Origin of the sequence: Marinobacter maritimus, from assembly GCF_007671675.1 — a bacterium.
Taxonomy (GTDB): Bacteria; Pseudomonadota; Gammaproteobacteria; order Pseudomonadales; family Oleiphilaceae; genus Marinobacter; species Marinobacter maritimus.
In genome coordinates, this window is sequence record NZ_VCGW01000002.1 from 465,224 (window position 1) to 485,518 (window position 20,295).

Consider the following 20,295-nt stretch of genomic DNA (forward strand, 5'->3'; position numbering starts at 1 on the left):
CGCTGCCGGGCGCCCACTTCGAAACACGCCCGTGAATACGTCCCTGTAGGGCTCGGTCGCGCCATCCCTGGCGCTCCACGGTTTTGGCGTGGGTGCCCGGCAGCGCTCTTGGAGTAAACTGGTATGCGCATCAAAAAATACGGACTGGGGAACAAAACTTGAAATCGAACGGCTGGCTGCATTCATTCCGTCATTCATCACCTTATATCAATGCGCACCGTGGCCGTACGGTTGTGTTGACCATTCCGGGCGATGCGGTCGAGCATGAAAATTTCATCAACATCATTCATGACATTGCGCTACTGAGCAGTCTGGGCGTGCGCCTGGTTGTCGCCTTCGGGGCGCGGCCGCAAATTCAGCGCCGCCTGGATGGCGCCGGTTTGGAATCGACGTTTGCCCGCAGTCTGCGGATAACCCCCGAAGACCATTTGCCGCTGGTCATGGAAGCAACTGGTGGCCTGCGCGCATACCTCGAAAGCCAGTTGTCCATGGGGCTGGTGAATTCGCCCATGCACAATGCGCGCATTCGGGTAAGTAGTGGCAACTATGTGACTGCGAAACCTGTTGGTGTGCTGGACGGCATCGATTTTGGTTATACCGGCAAGGTGCGGCGGGTTGATGTGGCCGGTATCGAGAAGCTGCTGGAGCAGGGACATATTGTCCTACTGCCCCCTTTGGGCTATTCACCCACCGGCGACACCTTCAATCTCCTGTACGAAGATGTCGGTAGCCAAGTGGCGGCGGCGCTGCAGGCGGAAAAACTTATTGTGTTTATCGATGATGAGGGGCTGCTTGAGCGGGACGGCTCGCTTATCAGAGAGCTTTCAGCACGCGAGGCGCCGGGGCGGCTGGCGGATGGAACCGTCACCGGGCACGACGCCGATTTGCTACGGGCCGCCTGTGACGCCTGCGTGAAGGGCGTTAGACGAGCGCACATTATCAGCTACGTAAATGATGGCGCCCTGCTGGAAGAACTGTTTACCCGCGACGGAACCGGCACGCTGGTCAGTGGTGATCACTACGAACAGATCCGGCAGGCCCGGGCCGAGGATATCGGTGGAATTCTGGGGCTGATTGAACCACTGGAAGAGCAGGGCATTCTGGTGCGGCGGTCGCGGGAAATGCTGGAAACTGATATCGAACACTTTGTTGTCGCAGAGCGTGATGGCACCATTGTCGGTTGCGCCGCTTTGCACAACTATCCGGATGAGGGCGCCGGAGAATTGTCCTGCTTTGCTGTGGATGCCGCCTATCGCCGCGCCGGTCGTGGCGACGAGATTCTGCTGATGATCGAAAGGCATGCCCGCAGTCAGGGTGTTCAGAAGCTGTTCGTGCTCACCACACAAACTGAGCACTGGTTTCGTGAGCGCGGTTTCCAACCCAGCACGGTGCAGGCATTGCCCGGGCCAAAGCTTGCTGCCTACAATACACAGCGCAATTCAAAAGTGTTCTTTAAACCGCTCTGAAAGGTCCTGCAACATTTGCTGACGCTGTCCATCAGGTTGTCGGGAAAGGGATTTCACGGCACGGTAAAACGTCGGGAAGTCGTAGTCTGACTGTTTGAGTAGCTGGCGAAAGGCGGGCACATACTGATTGTATTGCTTGAACAGAGCGATACGAGCGTTGTTGAAGGCGACAGGTGGCGTCCCGAAGGGCCCCTTTATTTCTTCCCTGTTGCCTCTTGACTCTGTTCTTTGGTTCTCGTCGTCAAGCAGCCCTTCGTAAGACGCATTCAGCTCTTCAAAAATGAGCCGTTTGCGCTTGCGAAGACGGCTGTCAGAAAGGATGCCCTGCTGCCGGTACAGATTCTTCAGATCAACGCTTGCGGACTCTACCAGTGCATAGGTTTTGTTGCGCAACTCGAAACGCACAAGTGCCTGTTCGAATACTGATGGCTCCCCTTGATGTGCCAGCCAGAGTTTCAGGCCTTCCAGCTCCACCGCGGTGGCAAAGCTCTCATTGAAGCCGGTGTCTTCTTTGATATAGACAACCTGGTGAGCCAGCTCGTGGAACATCAGGGCCACCATGCGGTCATCGGACAGATTGGTAAAACCGGAATGGAGTGGGTCGTCAAACCACCCCAGTGTCGAGTACGCCGTTACACCGCCGATGAAGGTGTCGTAGCCTTTGGCCTGGAAGCGTTGCTCTTCCAGCTCAGCGTCTTCAAGATGAAAATACCCCCGGTATGCCTGGCAGCCAAGCACCGGATAGCACCACTGGTGTGCTTGTAGCGAAAACTCCGGCACGGCGACCAGATTAACCACCACCCAGGAGTGATCAAGAGCCACATAGTCTTTGAATGCATTACCCGTTGGCAGATCGAGGCGTTCAGTTGCAAAGTGGCGAGCCTGGCGGGACACAATCAGCTTGTTTCGGAGTCCATCCGGTGTTTCGTGGCTGGCGATATAGCTGTCTACCGGTTTGCCCGCCATCGTCAGCGCCAAGTGGCCCGAAATGGCTTGAGTGTAGTAGCTGATGGAAGTGCAACCGTTCAGGCACGTTATCAGTAGCAAAACTGTATAGATCTGACTAAGCTGCTTCATAGGTTACGACGTTAAGACGGTGGGGTTTGTGTGCCCCGGGATAGTCGCTATAGTACACTCATAATAACGGTTACAAGCACGGTCACGCTTTTCATAACAGAAGGTGGCAGCGACCACTATTTTTCAGGGACGTTAGCCGTTAGCGGGCAGAGTATCCGGCCCCTTCCGGCTTTGTGCAATATCAGGTAGTTCATGGATCCGAGAGAGCGGCGCAACAGCCCCCGTAAACCCATCAAACTTGCCGCCCAGATTGATCTGGGTACCGGCGAGTCGTGGCCATGTCAGATTGCGGATTTTTGTCCCGAGGGCCTGTTTGTACGCTATTCCGGTGAAACATCACGCAAACTTGATCGGGCCTTTGCTTCCGCCACGCCACCCGAGCTGATTGTGCGCTTTCGCGGTCCGGATGGAAAAAAGCGCCATGAACTCCATGTCAGTATGGTCAGGCGTATTGACGGCGCCATGGGCGTTAATTTCACCCGTACGAACCCGGAAGCAGTCGCCGCCATGTTACAGCAGTGCGGCGGTTCCCACAGTCAGGATCGCGCCTCGTTGCGCGCCCCGAGTGAACGTGTCCAGTTTGTGCTGCACCAGTCTGCCCGTGCGGTTATCCAGCACATAGAACCACTCATGGACGTCTGCTTTGTGCAGATGGCCACAGCCCTGAAAGCGGCAGCACAGAAAGCTACGAACGACCAGCAGGCTAATGAGTTGATGGATTTTTCGGGCCAGGTTCAGGCGCGGCAGCGGGTTATATGGCACCAGATAGCTCGTAGCCTTGAATCTCCGCTAAAACCGGCCCCTAAAGGTTTTCCCGGCTCCGAGCTTTCGATGGTGGACAAGGGCGAGTTTGAAGACTGGCTGACGATCCGGGTGATGGTTACAAAAGCCGACACCCAATACCGTAAAGACCTGCTTCAGCTCAAGCTGCGCCTGGACAAGCTGGGCATTGCCAACGCAACCGGGCATCATAATCCGCTTGGCCCGTCACTTGTGTGCGAGTCGTTTCACGCGGGCCTGAGCCAGCTCAAAGCCTCCCGAGAGGTTGAAAAAATCTGCCTTAAAGTGTTTGAACAGTCCGTGCTGTTCCACTTGGGGCCTCTGTATAAAGAACTGAACAATATCCTCATTCGCCATGGCGTGTTGCCGGAACTGGATCTCAGTAAGTATCTGAGTGAGCAGGCTGTCACTAGCCCTCAGAGCAAGCCGGCGGCAGAGCAGAGTCAACCGGTTCAAAGTCCGAGCGAGCCAGCTCCTGGCAAGCCACAGCCCACACCAAAGAACCGCGATACGGGGCCTGGAAAGGCACGCTCGGGCAATGAATTCCGGAGTTATGCTCAGGCAGCGCAGTCAGCCTTTGCGACCGTACGGAATTTGCTGGGAACGCTCGCTGACAGCCGTGCAACGCGTGGCGGTACTGAGCCGGCGTCATTTCCGGTCAATGCCAAACCCATGTCTTCGGGCGAGTTGCAACGCGAGCTTCAACAGCTCCAGGCAGAACCGGTTGACGGTGCCAGCAACGTTATCCCACTGCGGGAGCGGGTAGTCGAAAAAGTTCGCGAGAGCGGTGCAAAAAAGCTGGATGACGAACAGCAGGGTACGCTGGATGTTGTCGATCGTTTCTTTCAGTCTGTAACCGAGAGTCCGAAACTCAGCGAATACGCCCAGGACCGGATGCGCCAGCTTGAAGTGCCGGTTCTGAAAGTGGTGATGCGCGACCCCGCATTTTTTGATGACGAGAACAGCCCCGTCAGAGGCGTTATGAACCGGCTGGCGCAGCTTGGCGTTAAGGGCGGCCGGCTCAACCCGGTGGTTCAGCGCCGGGTCGATGAGCTTGTCCAGCGTATCACCACAGACTTTGAGCAGGATACCGGGGTTTTTGAGCAGACAGTTCAGGAGCTTGACAGCCTGATTGATCGCCAGAACCTGGTATACCGCCGAAATGTGGAGCGGGTAACGGCCGCGGCGGAGGGCGCCCAGAAAGTTGCCGAGTCCAAATCTGCAGTAGCCGAGGTGCTGAACCGGAAACTGGCGGGACGCAAAATACCAAAAGCCGTGCTCAGCCTGCTTGATGGTGGCTGGCGGGATTTGCTGTCACTGACCTGGATACGTCAGGGACAGGACAGCCAGGTTTGGCAAGATTACCTATCGGTGGTTGATTCGCTACTGGCGTTTGCTGAAGACCGTGACAGTTCAGTGAATCTGCCGGAACTGCTCCGGGTTATTCAGGACGGCCTCGCATCTATTTCCAGTAATCACATGCCGTCCTCACAGATACGTGATGAACTGAAGCAGTTTTTGGTGCGCAGTCCTGACAAACCACCGGAAATGGTGGAGGTGCCTGCGACGACGACTGATAAAGACCTCAAACAGTCGTTGTCGGAGCGTGAGCAACGCAGCCTTCAACGTTGGATAAACCGGGCCCAGAAGCTTCGTACTGGGGACTGGCTGCGGGATCAGGAAAAACCTGACGAGCCACAGTATATCCGGTTGGTCTGGGTGGCCCGTGGGTTCAGCCGGTTTGTTTTTGTGAATCATCAGGGTATGCGGGTTGTGGAGCTTGAGCTCGAAGCTCTGGCGCGTCATATGCGAAAGGGTATTATTGTGCCCGATGGCCAATACGAGCGGCCGCTGGTGGATGAAAGTATCGACCGAATGGTTCGTAAGGTCTATGACCAGCTGTCTTGGGCTTCTACTCATGACGAACTGACGGGGCTCCTTGGGCGTCGCGAGTTTGAGCGCATGCTCGACCAGCAGCTGGCCCGGCGTGAGGACGAGCGCTCCTTGTTGCGGTTGGATCTGCGCAAGTTCCGCCTGTTGAACGACACGGCCGGGTATCAGGCCGGTGACGACACCCTGAAAAGTGTTGCGGATCTGCTGCGCGATCATGTTGGTGATGGAATGCCTCTGGCGCGGCTTGCCGGGAATGAATTTGGCATGCTGGTGCCGTCTGAGAATGCAGACGATGCGGCCCTTAATCTGATTGCGGCCGTCGAGAAGGCCGAATTCGTATACGGTGGCAGAAGTTACCGGTTGTCAGCCAGTGTCGGGGTTGTTCCGGAGTTGCCTGGGCTGGTTAGCGCTGAGCGCTGGCTGCGAGCCTCTGAGCAGGCCCTGGAGGTCTCCAAGCATAAAGGGCTGGGCAAGATTTCTGTTTATTCCCTGGATGCTGGTGATCAGGCCCGTCAGGAGCAGATAGCGGCCAAGGTTGCCAGCCTTGGTGATCTCGACGAAGAGCGGATGTTGTTGCGCTGTCAGAAGATTATTCCTTTACACGGACGTGCCCGGATGGCAACCCAGTATGAAGTGCTGATCAGCATGTACGACGATTCCGGGGTGCTGATTACCGGCCGGGATTTTGTACGCATGGCAGAGCGGTATGACCGCATGCAGGCCGTTGATCGCTGGGTAGTTGGGCATTTGCTGGACTGGTTGCGGGTAAAGGCACCGGACCCTCGCCATCTTGGTGGCGTGTGCATCAATTTGTCCGGATACTCTTTGAACGACCAATCGCTACTTGAATACATCTATGAAAAGTTGAGTGAAAAAGACGCACCTATCGAGCGCCTCTGGTTCGAAATAACCGAAGCGTCCGCGATCAATGATGTGCAGGCGGTGGCCGACTTTATTATTGAGATGAAAGAGCTGGGGTGCAGGTTTTGCCTCGGAAATTTCGGCAGCGGCCCAAGCTCGTTCGAATTCATGCGCTCGCTACCGGTTGATATGATCAAAATTGATAGCGCGTTCACCGGCCAGCTGAGCACCAGCGAAACCGATCGGGCTATGGTGCAATCCATGGTGGATATGGCGCACTATATGGATCGGGAAGTGATTGCAGCTCAGGTTGAATCACGCGACGTGCTGGATACACTGAGACAGCTGGGCGTGGATTACGCTCAGGGCTTTGTGATCGAGAACCCCCGTTCGCTCGACAGCCTTGCCTGAGGTTAACCCGGTTCTTATCTAACCCGTATTCAATTTTCATTCAAACCACGGCGCGCTTCAGCCATGTCGAAACGTCACCCCATTATTGCGGTTACCGGCTCATCCGGTGCCGGCACAAGCACCACAGGCCAGATTTTCCGGCGCATGTTTACGAGTGAGGAGCTGACCGCTGCGATGGTCAGCGGAGACAGTTTTCACCGTTATAACCGGGAGCAGATGGCTCGATTGGCCGCCAAGGGTCAATTTGGTGAGCGTAACCATTTTGCTCTCGCGGCCAACCATATCGATAAGCTGGAGGCGCTGTTTTACGACTATGGTCAATCAGGCAACGGTCGATATCGACAGTATGTTCACGATGAAGATCGCGGATTGCAGGCTGAAGGCCACAAGCCGGGTACGTTTACGGCCTGGGGCTCGCTGGACCCCGATACCGACCTGTTATTCTACGAAGGTCTGCACGGTGCCGTGGTGAGTGAGGCGTTTAATATCGCGCAGTATGTGGATCTGCTGATCGGCGTGGTACCCATTGTAAATCTGGAGTGGATTCAGAAAATACACCGGGACACCTATCAGCGGGGTTACAGTCAGGAAGCGGTGGTCGCAACAATCATCAATCGAATGGACGATTATGTTCACGATATCGTGCCGCAGTTTTCACATACCCATATCAACTTCCAGCGCATCCCTCTGGTGGACACGTCCAACCCGTTTGTGGTCCGGGATGTGCCTACGGAAGATGAAAGCATGTTGGTGATTCGCTTCCGGGATGCCTCTGAAGTTGATTTTTCCTACCTGCTGCAAGCAATACCGAACAGTACCTTGTCACGCCACGACACTCTGGTCATTCCGGGGCCAAAAATGGCGCTGGCCATGGATTTGATCGTGAGACCCATGTTGCAGCGCCTGATTGCCCAGAAATCCTTCGCCTGATTCTGCCGCGCGTTTTTACTCCACGTTGCGCGAGTAGAATATCTCCAGCTTCTCGCGCCGCAAACGATCTTCGATGGACTGTGCCACTTCCGGGTCCAGTTCGTCGGCATTCTCTCCGAACACATGATTATCCAGGTTGAACGCCTTGAGCATCATTTTGGTGTGAAAGAGGTTTTCCTGATAAACGTTCACATCAATCATCTGATAGGCGTTCTGCGTATCTTCGGTCAGATAGTTCTGGATCGAGTTGATGTCATGATCAATATAGTGTTTGGTGCCGTCTATATCCCGGGTAAATCCGCGTACACGATAGTCAACCGTAACCACATCGGAATCGAAGCTGTGGATCAGGTAGTTCAGTACCTTCAATGGTGAGATCAGGCCGCAGGTAGACACGTCGATGTCTGCCCGGAAGGTGCTGATGCCCTCATGTGGGTGGCTTTCGGGGTAGGTATGCACCGTCACGTGGCTCTTGTCCAGGTGGGCTACGATGGTGTCGGGAAGCGGGCCGGGTGATTCTTCGTTGTCTGGCTCTTCGCCACTGGTCAGCTCATGCTCGGCAATGAGCATGGTAACCGATGCACCGTGGGGCTCGTAATCCTGGCGGGCGATGTTGAGAACGTTGGCACCGATGATCTTGACCACGTCGGTCAGGATCTGGGTAAGGCGTTCTGCGTTGTACATCTCGTCAATGTAATCAATGTAACCTGCGCGTTGCTCTTCGGTCTGCGCGTAACAGATGTCGTAGATGTTGAAGCTCAGGGATTTGGTCAGGTTATTGAAACCGTGCAACTGGAGTTTTGGTTCCATGCTCAGCCCCTCCGGATTATGGAGATGAATGACGTCAGAGCGGCGGTTGCACGCCCTGCATAGGCCGCCACCGACTACTGACCAGGTTGTTCACCTTTTGCGCAGACCGGCGGAGAAAGGGCGGTATTATGCACGCCCCGCCGGGTATTGAATAGTACTGTGAGCAAGGCTTACTCTGCGCTGCGGATTTCATGGCTGTGGCTGATTTCCACCCCTGCCTTTTCGAGCATGATCGAGGCGGAGCAGTACTTCTCGGCTGACAGGCTTACGGCGCGTTTTACCTGATTTTCCTTGAGGTTGTGGCCGGTCACCACAAAATGGAGATGGATCTTCGTGAAGACCGACGGAACTGCATCGGCTCGTTCTGCTTCCAGGTCGGCGTGGCAGGCCGTGACGTCCTGACGACTTTTTTTCAGAATGTTCATGACATCAAAGGATGAACATCCCCCAAGACCCATCAGCAGCATTTCCATCGGGCGGGGGCCGAGGTTTTCGCCGCCGTGATCGGGCGGGCCATCCAGTTGCACAGAGTGTCCGGTACCACTGGTAACCCGGAAGCTGGCGTTGCCTGTCCAGTCGACGGTTGCTTTCATGAAGGGTGTTCTCCTGTTAAACAGGGCTGGCGTCAGCAGGCCCCGAGGTAAGCTGTTGGATCAGGATGCTAGCATAACCCGGGTTTGCTGACAGGTGGCGACAGACATTCCAGATACATCTTGTATACTGTTTCCAGTTGCTCGAAGCAGGCCTTCTTGCTATAAGTTGCTCTGTTTTGTAGCAAAAACAACCGAACCCGCATGGAAAGCCGGGTGAACAACAAACATCGGAACCCGCCAGTATTTGAGGAGGCACGACTCGCACTATGGCCACTATCGTCAAGCCGGTTGAGCAGAAAACCAAGCATCTCGACTATTTTCTTTCGCAATGTCATCGCCGCCGGTATCCGGCCAAGAGCACCATTATTTACGCGGGCGACAAAAGCGACTCTCTCTTTTACATCGTCAAGGGTTCCGTTACGGTCATCATTGAGGATGATGATGGTCGCGAGATGATCATGGCCTATCTCAATGCCGGAGACTTCTTTGGTGAGATGGGGCTGTTCGACAATATGGATTCCCGCAGCGCCTGGGTGAAGGCTAAAACCGAATGTGAGGTAGCTGAGATAAGCTACCCCAAATTCCGGGAAATTGCCCAGCAGGATCTCGGAGTTCTCTATTTTATTGGCGAGCAGATGGCTTCGCGGCTGCGCCAGACTACCCGCAAAGTTGGCGATCTGGCATTTCTGGATGTAACTGGTCGGGTTGCCCGCACCTTGCTGGATCTGTGCAAGGAGCCAGACGCCATGACGCACCCTGATGGCATGCAGATCAAGATCACCCGTCAGGAAATTGGCCGCATTGTAGGCTGTTCGCGCGAGATGGTGGGCCGGGTTTTAAAAACTCTCGAAGATCAGGGGCTGGTAAGAGTTAAAGGCAAAACCATGGTGGTTTTCGGCACCCGCTAAGGGTGAATAAAGCTGTGTACCGCACTGGCAATAGTCTCTGGCTCTGTAAGAGGCGCCCAGTGCGGTGCATCAATCTGCACTCGGGTTAGTTTTTCCACCCACTGGTTTAAATGACAGAGCAAGTCTGCGCTCACATAGTTGTCATGCTTCGGAATAATTAGCTGCACTGGGCAGGTTGCGAACCTTGGTTGAGGCCTGAGCAGACGAGGTATGACATTAGCCCGATACAGATGCATACCAAAGCGCCCGTCATCTTTTTGTAACCTGCTGAAACGGGCATCTACAACGCCCTCCCGCTTCTTCAGAAAAGCTGGCCACTGTTTGTAAAGGCCCATACCCCAAACGGCTTCCGGTATGGCTGGCACTTGGAACAGAAAAACGTACCAGGATTTAAGTAGTTGTTTGGCAACTCGGACTGACCCGCTACCGGTAAGGTTTGAAGCCTGCGCCCTTAACCAGGCTGCAATATGATCAAGGCAAGGGCCGGAAATGGACGTAAAGGAAAGAATTCGCCCCTGCAATGGACCTGAGCCGACAGACTCCCAACTCTGTATAGAGCCCCAATCGTGGGCAAGTATATGAAACTGGCGGTTTGGCAGTAACTGATCCACGACAGCTTCAAGATCTTCCGCCAGTAGCGCTAACCGGTAATCCCGCGTACGAACCGGTTTGTCGGAAAGGCCGGCACCTCGGACATCGTAGCGTAGGAGAAAATAATCTTGCGCCAGAGCGTCAACTACTTTGTCCCAGACGCGGTGGTTGTCCGGGTATCCGTGGACCAAAACCAGAGGTACGCCGTCCGGGTTCCCTTGGGTTACGGCGTGCAGGCAAATTTTTCCGCTGGTGACACGGTGAGTGCTGAACGTCATTACAAGTCCGGGATCAAGGAGTTGAACGGTTTATGCGAAGAAGCTTACTTGTCAGAGGCAGGCGGGGCTTTGGCCAATAGGGCCATAAGCCGGTCCGGTTGATCAGTCGACGATAGCGACGGACTTGATCTGCATCCAGACTTGCTGTTCGGGCTCAATTGCCAGAGTGTGCACGGCTCTGCTGGTCAGGCGAGACAGAAACGGTGTTTGCCCCGCCAGCAATCGCACCATCGAGGTCCCAGGGCTCACGTCTGAGGCTATTTCATTAATGGTGGCGGACAGGATGTTTTGGATGCTTTGATCGGCCTGCTCGCTTAGGGCCAAGCTAATATCCCTTGCAAGTATCTGTAAGCGAACTCTTTGACCGATAGCCAGGTTCTCATCGGCACGTAGCCATAGATGGCCCCCTGCAAAATCAGCCCGATAGAGGTACCATCGTTCGTCACGTTCTGAGACAGTGGCGTCGAGAATGACCCCGGCGTCCTCCTCCAGCCCAAAGGGTTGATCTGTGCGCGCCATAATCTGTTGCAGTGGACCTTGGGCAATTACCTGCCCCTTGTCCAGCATTACAATGTGGTCCGCCAGTCGTGCAACTTCCGCTGTGGAGTGAGACACATAGAGCATGGGAATGGCGAGGTTGTCCCGCAGAGCTTCCAGGTAGGGCATGATCTCCTGTTTGCTCTTCTGGTCGAGTGCAGACAGGGGCTCGTCCATCAGCAGGAGTTTAGGGCTTGTGAGCAGTGCTCGGGCAATCGCGACTCGCTGGCGCTCCCCACCTGAGAGCTTTTCGGGCATACGGTTAAGCAGGTGTGCGAGCCCCAGCCATTCAATAGCCTGATCGAAGGATATCTGGCGTTCGCTTTGTGGAATGCGTCGGTATCCGTACATCAAGTTGCGCTTTACCGAAAGGTGAGGGAACAGGCTGGTTTCCTGAAACACGTAAGCAAGAGGCCGCTGGTGAACAGGGCGGCTTCCGGATTCGCTCTGCCACTCGTCACCGTTAACACGCATGGCGCCAATCGCTACTTGTAAGCCTGCCATACAGCGCAGCAGCGTTGTTTTACCGCAGCCCGAGTGCCCGAACAGAGCGGTGAGCCCGCTACCCGGTAGGTCCAGATCGACATCCAGTGTAAATGTTCCGACTTTGCAGGCGAATCGTGCCTGTATCCCCGTTGTCCCCATCATTTCACCAACCCGGATTGCAGCCGGCCGTTGAGCGAATAGAGCGTCACGAGCACGACGAAAGAAAAGACAACCATGCCAGCCGCCAACCAGTGGGCCTGGGTGTACTCCAGAGACTCTACATGGTCATAGATGGCCACTGAGAGCACCTTGGTTTCACCGGGTATGTTGCCGCCAATCATCAGCACAACGCCAAACTCGCCGATGGTATGAGCAAAGGTGAGCACGCCAGCGGTTAAAAAACCGGAGCGGGCCAGGGGGAGTACAACGGAGAAAAAACGATCTCCGGGTGACGCCCGAAGCGTGGATGCGACCTCAAGTAACTGCTGATTGATTGAGGCGAATGCATTTTGCAGGGGCTGAACGGTGAACGGCAGGGAGTAGATGACCGAGGCAATCACCAGACCCTCGAAGGTGAAGGGCAACAAACCCAGGCCCAGCTGCTCGGTGAGCTGACCGACCATGCCTTTTGGCCCCATCAGAACCAACAGGTAGAACCCGAGAACGGTGGGGGGCAATACCAGCGGCAGAGCAACAATTGCCGCAATAGGCTGCCTTATCCAATGGCTGCTCCGGGCCAGCCACCAGGCAATAGGCGTTCCCAGTACCAGAAGTATGGCGGTGGTAAAACCTGCGAGTTTCAGGGTGAGCCAGACGGGCTCCCAGTATATGTCCATGGTATCGGCCGGGTTACTTCTCAGCGTTCGGTTTCATAGCCAGATTCTTCAATGATGCTTCGGGCTTCGTCGCCGCGCAGGAACTCAAGCCACTGGTGCGCCGCATTTTTAGTTGCGCTGCGGGTAAGAAGAATAACCTGTTGCTTGATGGGGGAATAGTAGGCTTGCGGAATCACCCACAGTGAGCCGCCTTTTTCGTCCCAGGCGCGCACCTGCGAGAGAGCGACAAAACCGGATTGGGCGTTGCTGGTGGCGACAAACTGGAAGGTCTGGGCGATAGAGTCGCCACGCACCAGGCGATCCTGCAACGATTCCCACAGGCCCATTTGGGTGAGCACTTCCTGAGCTGCGAGACCGTAAGGCGCTGTTTTAGGGTTCGCAATCGCCAAGCGAGCAAATTTTCCGGATTCAAGCCATACCTTTGGATCCTCAAATGTGTCGCGTACCGGGCTCCATAGCGCAAGCTTTCCTTTGGCATAGGTGAACCGGGTGCCCGCTACGCCTTGACCACTCTTCTCAAGCAACTCCGGGCGATGGCTGTCGGCGGCAAGAAACACGTCAAACGGCGCACCATGTTCTATTTGTGCATAAAGCTTGCCAGTGGAGCCGAAACTGGCAACGGCCTCCAACCCGGTTGCCTCACCAAATGCTGCAATCAGGTCGCGGGTGGTGTCGGTAAAGTTGGCAGCCACAGCAATCCGAACATCGACAGCGTGAGCCATGCTGCTGAACGCCAGTAGCAGGCACAGGGCTGCTGCTGGGTGAAAACGTTTCCTGGGTAAGTGCATGGGCGTCTTTTTTGTATCCGGATGTGTATAGCGATGTGCCTGGTATGGTTGCCTCAGGGCCAGGGCGGGCGGCTTCTCAGTTATCGAACTCATTCTCCGTGACAAGCAGCGAGAATACATGTTCCCGGACTTCTTCGGCATTGGCTTCATTCAGCATCTCGTGCCTGCCCCCTTCGAATAACCGCAAACTTGTTTCCCGCACGCCTGCCCTCTGGATGTGCTGAGCGTGCCGGGTAATTCCTTTGCCCATTTCCCCAACCGGATCGTCCGAGCCGGAAAACAGGTGAACGGGGAGGGTCTGGCGCCAAAGCGAAGGTTTAATGGTAAGCATACCCTGAATAAAATCATGCCACAGCCCGGCGGTGCATTCGAACCCACACAGCGGATCCGCTACATATTGGTCTACTTGGGCGGTATCCCGGCTTAGCCAGTCGCAGTCAGTGCGGTTGGGGCGGAACAGGCGGTTGAACTTGCCAAAGGTCATTCCGGCAATGGTTGGGCTTCGGTGATGTTGGCCGTATAGCCGACGAATTCCCCTGATCAAGATTCCAGAGACCCATAAGTGGGGTCGGGAGATACGGTTGCTGGCGCTTAGTATCAGGCAGTCCAGTGAGTTAGGATGCTGCTGCGCGCAGCTCTGGGCGATGAACGACCCCATACTGTGCCCAAGCAAGGCCAGAGGTATGCCAGGAAAACGTTCCCGTGCATCGAGCAGTACCTGGTGCAGATCGTCGACCACCTTTTCCCAGCCGTCAGTATCGCTGTAATGTCCAAGCTGATGGGGCGGGCATTCAGGGCCGTGGCCCCGATGATTCAAAGTAACAACGGCAATATCTTGCTTGGCCAGCCAACGGGCGAAATCAGCATAACGCCCCGCATGCTCCGCCATACCGTGGGCGATAACCAGAGCTGAACGAGGCGTTTTCGGACAAAAAATCGTGCCCGTTATCACATGATTATTCTGGCCGTTCAGACTTAGGGGTTGCTCTTGCATGCAGCGCTCCGGGAGCAGGTGGGGCCGGGCGTTCCCATTCCGGCGGTTTCCAAAGGTGGCTCAGCCGAGACATTAGTCCACCGGGGCGGGCCATGTCGCGGAACAGATCCACGTATTCGTGAGTCCAGAGCACAAACAGATTTTGGGACGGCGCAGGGCGGGTAATTCCGTAATCAACCGGTACCTTGGCGTCTTCCTCCGTAAAGCTATCGAACAGGCGATCCCAGATAATCAGAGTGCCGCCGTAATTGCGGTCAATATAATCCGGATTGCGGCCATGATGAACCCGGTGATGACTCGGGGTGTTGAAAACCTGTTCGATCCAGCCCGGCAGTTGCCCAACCAATGTGGTGTGAACAAAAAACTGATAGACCAGAGACAGTGCGTAGGTGATGCCTATCCATACCGGATTAAAGCCCAGCAGAGCCAGGGGGAGGTAAAAGGCCCAGCCTCCATTGAAAACGTTGGTGGCGTTCTGGCGCATTGCCGTGGAAAAGTTCATTCGCTCGGAGGAATGATGAACAACGTGGGCGGCCCAGAACCATCGCATGCGGTGGCTGGCACGATGCATCCAGTAGAAGCAAAAATCCACGCCCAAAAAGGTAAGCAAACCGGTCAGCCAGTTCAGCTCCAGCTCGAAAAGACGGTAGTGGTAGCATAGAGCGTAAACCGGAAAGGCAATAATGCCGGCAAACAATAGCTCGGTGACCTGGTAACCCGCCCCCAGGGTGAAGTTCCGGATGGCTTCCCGGGTATCCATCAGATTCGGGTTGTGTCGTATTTTCAGATACTCGAAAACCGCTACGGCAAGAAAAACCGGTGTGGCGACAACAAATATAAGTTGCCGTTCATCCAGTGCCAGCCAAGGGGAAATCGCCTGCCAGAGTGCCAGCAGGCCACTTTCCTCAAGTACCGCTAACATCATGTCCGTTAGTGACATAAGCTTTCCCCCTTCTATATTCCGCTGTATTCTGGCACGAGCTCGCGGGATGGGGGCAGTCGTATCACGCCACTGGGGGTAGCGATTTACGCCAACGAGTTATCGGTAGTCACTGTACAATTTTCCAAGCACCTGCAGTTGCGGTTGCCATTGGGTGAGCCAATCTTTGACTTCCTTGGGGATTCTCGCCGGCTTTGGCCAGGGTACCGGGTAGGCTTCAGGTTGAAACAGCGGTGCAAAAAGTGCGGCAGCCGTCAGGTCGGCACGAGAGAAGGAATCACCCCCCAGAAACGGCTGCCGGCTGTAGATTTCCGCCAGTTCGACAAGCAGACCTTCCATCGCCTTTCGGGATTCTTCGGCGGTTTTTTCGTTGATCTTCATCCATTTTCGCATCACTTCATTTACCCGGCTGAAGGCGAGGCTGAGCAGTATGCGATTGTAGAAAGGCGTCCCCGCCGCGAGTAGTGGCACCACTATTTTCGGGCGCTGCAGGAAATGGTGGTAGGAGTAACAGCGGACGGCGGGGCCGGCTTCTGCGTCCAGGCGCTTTTCCCACTCCAATGCTTGCGTTCTTGCAGGTTCATCCGCTGGGGTGAGCGGCTTGTCAGGGAAGGTCCTGTCAAGGTAATCGAGAATGTCGAACGACCCCTGGATTACCTCACCATCATGCTCCAATACCGGTACTGAGGCGCCTGCACCCCGCGTCAGCTTCCTCACGGTTTTTATGTGCTGGCCTGGCAACAGAGTTGTGGTTTCGTAACTGAGCTCTTTGTAATCCAGTGCCCAACGGATTTTCTCGCAGTAGTGGGATATGGCGAACTGATAAAGCCTGAGAGCCATGCTTTGTCTCCTGTGTGATGATCTTTAGCATAACCGTCGGTTGGAGGGATAAAAAGCAGCATGGCTGTATGCGTTGCGTGATTCTAACGCTTCCAGGGCTTCTGCAATTGGTTTTCCTCAAGGCTTGCCTTTAAGATGCCGACATTCATTCACGTTTTAATGCCGAGGTGTGTCCATGTACCTGAAACGGATCTTGGTGACGTCTGTCGTCGCAGCCAGTGGGCTTTTTCTCTCTGCCTGCGCCACCGGGCCGGATTCGCCGGCGACGTCAGGCAGCTATCAGTGTGGCCAGTTGAGCGTCGCTGCGACCAGTGTTGGAAACGGCGACCAGCTTGACGTTGACTATCAGGGCCAGCGCCTTGTGCTAAAACAGGCAGTGAGCGCTTCCGGAGCGCGTTATGTAGCGCCGGAAGATGATGAAACCTACTTCTGGAGTAAAGGCGAGCGAGCGCTGTTCAGCGTAAAAGGACAGAAATACCCGGAGTGCTTGCAGGACGGTGCGCTGGAAATGCCGTTTGAGGCCACTGGCAACGAGCCTTTCTGGCACGTCCGTTTAGCGCATAAGGAGTTGGTGTTGAATCGCCCTTATGATACCGGTGAGCCTGAAAAGGTCGCGCTGGAAACGACCGTCGCTAGCCGCCATGGCCGCGAATTACGTGGTGAGCTGGATGGGCAGGAACTGACGCTTAAGGTGGCGCATCAGCTGTGTGAAGACACTATGTCTGGAGCCCAGTTCCCGGCGCAGGTTCGCCTGGAACTGAACGGTGAAGTCTTCCAGGGCTGTGGTGGTGATCCTGAGCGCTTGTTCCGCGGAGCCGAGTGGGTTGTTGAAGACCTGGCAGGCGCCGGCATTATTGATAGCTCCCGGATGACTGTTGAGTTTCTGGATGAAAACCGCCTTGCTGGCCGTGCCTCTTGTAATCGCTACGGAGGCCAGTATGAGCGCACTGCTGAAGGGATGAGCTTTGACTATATGTTTTCAACTAAAATGGCCTGCGCGCCGGCCCTGATGAACCAGGAAGATCGCTTTCTGGAGCTCATGTCGAAGGTAAAACGTGCATCGATTGGCCGCAACGGACAGCTGGTGCTGACAACCTCGACAGGCGAGGAGATCACCGCGTTTCAATCAACGGAGAACAAGGGCAATCCGTAGCTGGCCAGTATCTCACTGAGCCGCCCCGATTGCCGCAGTTCTCTGGTGCCATCCGACAGCACCTGGGCGAGTTCTGCGGCTTTCGGGTTGGCTGGCGAGAACGCAATAAAGATAGGTGCTTCGTATATTTCGCCGGCGTTGCGCGGCGGCGTCAGATCGCTTCGGGTCTCCAGTGCCCAGTTCATGACAAACTCATCTTCCACAAAAACGTCTGTCCGGTGCCGTTCAAGTAGGCTCACAGCGCGGTTAAGTGGCGCCGGCCCGGACAGTATCCACACGCGGTTCTGGTCGTCCAGATTACGTTCGATGTAAGCACCCAGTTCCGGTGAATAGAAATAGCCGTTAATTGCAAGCAGGGTTTGTCCTTTCAGGGATTCAATGCCTTGGTAAACCCAATGGCTGGCAGCATTGGTGTACAGACTTGTACGTGAGACTCCAATGGCCTCCCGGGGGAAAACGAACCCCGGAGCGCCCCCTGTAAACGCGCCTGTTATTGCGTCTATGCGGCCTTCTTTGGCAAGTTGAATGGCCCGCGCCCAACTTACATTCAGGTATTCGACTTCGTATCCCGCTGCAGCAAAGACCTCTCTTGCCGTGTCTATGGTGTAGCCCTCGCGGGCAGCGCCAGCCACGCAGTTGTGGGGGCACCAAGGGTCTGCGGCAATAACAATGGTGAATTCACTCCGGCTTGCAGGCCGGGTTTTATCCGATGGATGAGTGGTTTGCGCAGGGTAGCTGACCGGCTGCTCTTCTGGCGGTGAGCAGCCGGCAAGGCTAATGAACAATGCAATCAGGATTGCTCGGGGCATGGTTGAAGCCGCATTAGTGATGTCAGGGTACTACGAAGGCGAGCGTGCACTGAGAGAATAGCTCACGCCCGGCTCTTTGCATCGGTTACGGCTAATTATTCCTTACTGGCGCTGTTCGTGGTTGAAGCATCTGTCGGAACCAGTGCACGAGTCAGATCCTTCATGCTGAGGCTGCCTATTGCCTCGCCGTTGCGAATCACCCTGAATATCAGGTCCGTGTCGCCACCTGAGCGGGAAAGCACGGTTTCAAGGTTGTCCTTCTCGGAAATGTCACCTGCATAATCTGTATCGCTCTCGACATCAGGATTCATGATGGAGCGCACCCTGAGCACCCGCGCACGATTGATATCGTTTATAAAGGCGACAATGTATGGATCGTTGGGGTTGAGCAGGATGTCCTGTGGGTCACCTTGCTGAACGACTTCGCCATCTTTGAGAATGACCAGATGATCCGAGAGCTTCAGTGCTTCGTCCAGATCGTGCGTGATGAACACAATGGTTTTCTGAAGCTCGCCCTGCAGTTCCAGCAGCAGATCCTGCATGTCGGACCGGATCAGCGGATCCAGCGCAGAGAAGGCTTCGTCCATCAGCATGACCGGGGAGTTGGACACCAGCGCACGGGCTATGCCCACCCGTTGCTGCATACCACCGGATAACTGATGGGGATATTGGTTTTCGTTGCCCTCAAGTCCCACCCTCGCTAGCCACTTTACCGCTTCGCCTTCAAAATCCGCGACGGTGGAACCGCGAATGTTGAGGGCCATGCCGGCGTTTTCGAGCACTGTTTTGTGCGGCAGCAATGCGAACTTCTGGAACACCATGGACATCTGTTCCCGCCGGAGCTGACGGAGTTGTTCTTCGTCCAGGTCGAGAACATCCTCGCCATCAAGGCGGACTTCTCCGGCGGTGGGTTCAATCAGACGGTTGAGGTGGCGGATCAGAGTTGACTTGCCAGAACCCGAAAGCCCCATAATAACGGTGATCTTGCCATCGAGGATATCCACGTTGATATCCCTGAGCCCCAGGACATGGTTTTGCTGATCCAGCAGATCGGCCTTGTTCATGCCCCGTTTTACATATTCAAGTGCCACATCCGGTGTCGGACCGAAAATTTTGTAAAGGTTCTTGATGGAAATCTTTATCTCATTTGCCACGTGCTGTCCTCACTGATTTTGGCTGGCGTTGATGCGTGCCAGAGAAGCTTTGGTCACACGGTCAAGAATGACGGCCAGGATCACAATGCCGAGGCCGGAAACCAGGCCAACACCCAGCTCCAGATTTCGAATGCCGCGAAGCACCAGCACACCGAGGCCGGGAGCCGAAACCAGTGATGCGATAACAACCATGGCGAGGCTCATCATGATGGTCTGGTTTACGCCAGCCATGATGTTGGGCAGAGCCAGGGGTATCTGGACCTTGAACAGTTTCTGGCTGGGCGTCATGCCGAACGCATCCGCCGCTTCGATCACATCCTTGTCCACCAGCCGGATGCCAAGATTGGTCAGCCGCACTACAGGCACGATGGCGTACAGAATAATGGCGATACCGTATAGCTTGGATTCGGTCACGCTGAACAGGAAGATCAGCGGAATCAGGTAAACGAATGGGGGTAGCGTCTGGAGCATGTCGAGCACCGGAATCGTCAGCCGCTGCATTGTGTTGCTTCTGGACATGGCGATGCCTATGGGTACGCCAAGCAGGACACAGAGGAAAGCGCAGACAAAAATAATGGCAAGCGTCTGCATGGCGTATTCGTAGTAGTCGATAAAGGCCAACAGGCAAATGCTGGCGCCCACAAACAGCACCAGTTTCCAGGATTTGGTGACCAGAAAAACAATGACTAACATAATCGGGATTATGATCCACCAGGGTGTGGTGAGCATGCCGTACAGGGCGCCATCAAGGGCCCAGCTCAGCGGCTGAGTCAGTGGATCAAGCACCAGGCTGAGATTGTCTTTTACGGCAAGAAAGCCCTGTTCCAGGCCCTTGGTGAGTTCTCTGGATTGTGGAAATGCAGCGCAGGAGTCGTTGAGAGAATCCATCGATGGGAATGGAAAGTCCCACAGGGATTCCGGTTCTGCATTATCGCCTTTGGCTTTGGCGAGCAGGTCGGCCATCGACATGGGGCCGTCTTCTTTACCTTCCGCGCACCATTCTTTTAACCCAAGTGCCGAAAACAGGGAGTCGTAGGTTGCCATTTGCGTTTAGCCTCTTCTGCGCATGGGGAGCCATCCGCAACAGAATTCGGTTGCTGTCACTATCAGATGTGCCCGGGGCATATCCTTGCAGATACTGCTCCCGGGCCAGGGCGGGT

General features: G+C 55.3%; 18 protein-coding genes. 5 read left to right on the top strand and 13 right to left on the bottom strand.

The genetic code is table 11. From position 1 onward, the window contains the following. Positions 1–158 precede the first annotated feature (158 nt). The gene (gene argA / locus FFI90_RS09225; protein WP_144777736.1) at positions 159–1,466 is read left to right on the top strand and encodes an amino-acid N-acetyltransferase; all 1,308 of its coding nucleotides are present in this window, start codon (positions 159–161) and stop codon (positions 1,464–1,466) included. Here argA and FFI90_RS09230 read toward each other — a convergent pair. After that, the gene (locus FFI90_RS09230) at positions 1,440–2,543 is read right to left on the bottom strand and encodes an aminopeptidase (RefSeq protein WP_144777737.1); all 1,104 of its coding nucleotides are present in this window, start codon (positions 2,541–2,543) and stop codon (positions 1,440–1,442) included. The genes argA and FFI90_RS09230 overlap by 27 nt on opposite strands. Before the next feature lie 192 nt (positions 2,544–2,735). On the opposite strand from FFI90_RS09230, the gene FFI90_RS09235 reads away from it, so the two are divergent. Continuing rightward, positions 2,736–6,488, top strand: a complete 3,753-nt coding sequence (locus FFI90_RS09235; RefSeq protein ID WP_144777738.1) for a DUF1631 family protein — start codon at positions 2,736–2,738, stop codon at positions 6,486–6,488. Between the two features lie 63 nt (positions 6,489–6,551). After that, complete coding sequence (locus tag FFI90_RS09240; protein WP_144777739.1) at positions 6,552–7,418, top strand: phosphoribulokinase; 867 nt, start codon at positions 6,552–6,554, stop codon at positions 7,416–7,418. 15 nt (positions 7,419–7,433) lie between these two features. On the opposite strand, the gene speD is transcribed toward FFI90_RS09240, so the two are convergent. After that, entirely contained in the window at positions 7,434–8,228 is a 795-nt protein-coding gene (gene speD / locus FFI90_RS09245) for an adenosylmethionine decarboxylase (protein WP_144777740.1), read from the bottom strand. Between the two features lie 170 nt (positions 8,229–8,398). Beyond that, positions 8,399–8,821 (bottom strand): OsmC family protein, encoded by a 423-nt coding sequence (locus tag FFI90_RS09250; RefSeq protein ID WP_144777741.1) that lies wholly within the window; start codon positions 8,819–8,821, stop codon positions 8,399–8,401. A gap of 266 nt (positions 8,822–9,087) precedes the next feature. On the opposite strand from FFI90_RS09250, the gene crp reads away from it, so the two are divergent. Continuing rightward, positions 9,088–9,729 (top strand): cAMP-activated global transcriptional regulator CRP, encoded by a 642-nt coding sequence (crp, locus tag FFI90_RS09255; protein WP_096783948.1) that lies wholly within the window; start codon positions 9,088–9,090, stop codon positions 9,727–9,729. Here crp and FFI90_RS09260 read toward each other — a convergent pair. The 7 genes from FFI90_RS09260 to FFI90_RS09290 form a co-directional block, all read right to left on the bottom strand. Then, positions 9,726–10,598, bottom strand: coding sequence for an alpha/beta fold hydrolase (locus FFI90_RS09260; RefSeq protein ID WP_144777742.1), 873 nt, complete (start codon positions 10,596–10,598; stop codon positions 9,726–9,728). The two genes, crp and FFI90_RS09260, sit on opposite strands and share 4 nt — an antisense overlap. A 102-nt stretch (positions 10,599–10,700) precedes the next feature. Further along, the gene (gene modC / locus FFI90_RS09265) at positions 10,701–11,780 is read right to left on the bottom strand and encodes a molybdenum ABC transporter ATP-binding protein (RefSeq protein WP_144778300.1); all 1,080 of its coding nucleotides are present in this window, start codon (positions 11,778–11,780) and stop codon (positions 10,701–10,703) included. Then, positions 11,780–12,457, bottom strand: a complete 678-nt coding sequence (gene modB, locus FFI90_RS09270) for a molybdate ABC transporter permease subunit (RefSeq protein ID WP_144777743.1) — start codon at positions 12,455–12,457, stop codon at positions 11,780–11,782. Before modB ends, modC begins: the two co-directional genes overlap by 1 nt. 20 nt (positions 12,458–12,477) lie before the next feature. Further along, a complete protein-coding gene (gene modA, locus FFI90_RS09275) occupies positions 12,478–13,338 on the bottom strand; it encodes a molybdate ABC transporter substrate-binding protein (RefSeq protein WP_425463094.1) in 861 nt (286 codons plus the stop codon). Next, positions 13,322–14,239, bottom strand: coding sequence for an alpha/beta hydrolase (locus FFI90_RS09280; protein ID WP_144777744.1), 918 nt, complete (start codon positions 14,237–14,239; stop codon positions 13,322–13,324). The genes modA and FFI90_RS09280 overlap by 17 nt, the downstream gene beginning before the upstream one ends. Beyond that, positions 14,202–15,179 (bottom strand): sterol desaturase family protein, encoded by a 978-nt coding sequence (locus tag FFI90_RS09285; RefSeq protein ID WP_144777745.1) that lies wholly within the window; start codon positions 15,177–15,179, stop codon positions 14,202–14,204. The genes FFI90_RS09280 and FFI90_RS09285 overlap by 38 nt, the downstream gene beginning before the upstream one ends. 99 nt (positions 15,180–15,278) lie before the next feature. Next, on the bottom strand, positions 15,279–16,019 hold the full coding sequence (locus FFI90_RS09290; protein WP_144777746.1) for a glutathione S-transferase family protein: 741 nt from the start codon (positions 16,017–16,019) through the stop codon (positions 15,279–15,281). A gap of 175 nt (positions 16,020–16,194) precedes the next feature. Here FFI90_RS09290 and FFI90_RS09295 point away from each other — a divergent pair, with 175 nt between their 5' ends. Further along, complete coding sequence (locus tag FFI90_RS09295; protein ID WP_186317951.1) at positions 16,195–17,172, top strand: META domain-containing protein; 978 nt, start codon at positions 16,195–16,197, stop codon at positions 17,170–17,172. On the opposite strand, the gene FFI90_RS09300 is transcribed toward FFI90_RS09295, so the two are convergent. The 3 genes from FFI90_RS09300 to FFI90_RS09310 form a co-directional block, all read right to left on the bottom strand. Continuing rightward, positions 17,142–17,981: a substrate-binding periplasmic protein gene (locus FFI90_RS09300; RefSeq protein ID WP_144777747.1), complete on the bottom strand. Its 840-nt coding sequence runs from the start codon at positions 17,979–17,981 to the stop codon at positions 17,142–17,144. The two genes, FFI90_RS09295 and FFI90_RS09300, sit on opposite strands and share 31 nt — an antisense overlap. 95 nt (positions 17,982–18,076) lie before the next feature. Continuing rightward, positions 18,077–19,135, bottom strand: a complete 1,059-nt coding sequence (locus tag FFI90_RS09305; RefSeq protein WP_144777748.1) for an ATP-binding cassette domain-containing protein — start codon at positions 19,133–19,135, stop codon at positions 18,077–18,079. Positions 19,136–19,144: 9 nt separating this feature from the next. After that, positions 19,145–20,179, bottom strand: coding sequence for an ABC transporter permease (locus FFI90_RS09310; protein WP_144777749.1), 1,035 nt, complete (start codon positions 20,177–20,179; stop codon positions 19,145–19,147). Between the last annotated feature and the right edge of the window lie 116 nt (positions 20,180–20,295).

Coding starts and splice junctions, on each gene's coding strand:
- FFI90_RS09285 (WP_144777745.1), bottom strand. CDS start 15,179: ATGTCACTAACGGACATGATGTTAGCGGTACTTGAGGAAAGTGGCCTG.
- FFI90_RS09230 (WP_144777737.1), bottom strand. CDS start 2,543: ATGAAGCAGCTTAGTCAGATCTATACAGTTTTGCTACTGATAACGTGC.
- FFI90_RS09295 (WP_186317951.1), top strand. CDS start 16,195: ATGTACCTGAAACGGATCTTGGTGACGTCTGTCGTCGCAGCCAGTGGG.
- crp (WP_096783948.1), top strand. CDS start 9,088: ATGGCCACTATCGTCAAGCCGGTTGAGCAGAAAACCAAGCATCTCGAC.
- FFI90_RS09250 (WP_144777741.1), bottom strand. CDS start 8,821: ATGAAAGCAACCGTCGACTGGACAGGCAACGCCAGCTTCCGGGTTACC.
- FFI90_RS09240 (WP_144777739.1), top strand. CDS start 6,552: ATGTCGAAACGTCACCCCATTATTGCGGTTACCGGCTCATCCGGTGCC.
- FFI90_RS09290 (WP_144777746.1), bottom strand. CDS start 16,019: ATGGCTCTCAGGCTTTATCAGTTCGCCATATCCCACTACTGCGAGAAA.
- FFI90_RS09235 (WP_144777738.1), top strand. CDS start 2,736: ATGGATCCGAGAGAGCGGCGCAACAGCCCCCGTAAACCCATCAAACTT.
- FFI90_RS09310 (WP_144777749.1), bottom strand. CDS start 20,179: ATGGCAACCTACGACTCCCTGTTTTCGGCACTTGGGTTAAAAGAATGG.
- modC (WP_144778300.1), bottom strand. CDS start 11,780: ATGGGGACAACGGGGATACAGGCACGATTCGCCTGCAAAGTCGGAACA.
- modA (WP_425463094.1), bottom strand. CDS start 13,338: ATGAGTTCGATAACTGAGAAGCCGCCCGCCCTGGCCCTGAGGCAACCA.
- FFI90_RS09280 (WP_144777744.1), bottom strand. CDS start 14,239: ATGCAAGAGCAACCCCTAAGTCTGAACGGCCAGAATAATCATGTGATA.
- modB (WP_144777743.1), bottom strand. CDS start 12,457: ATGGACATATACTGGGAGCCCGTCTGGCTCACCCTGAAACTCGCAGGT.
- FFI90_RS09300 (WP_144777747.1), bottom strand. CDS start 17,981: ATGCCCCGAGCAATCCTGATTGCATTGTTCATTAGCCTTGCCGGCTGC.
- FFI90_RS09260 (WP_144777742.1), bottom strand. CDS start 10,598: ATGACGTTCAGCACTCACCGTGTCACCAGCGGAAAAATTTGCCTGCAC.
- speD (WP_144777740.1), bottom strand. CDS start 8,228: ATGGAACCAAAACTCCAGTTGCACGGTTTCAATAACCTGACCAAATCC.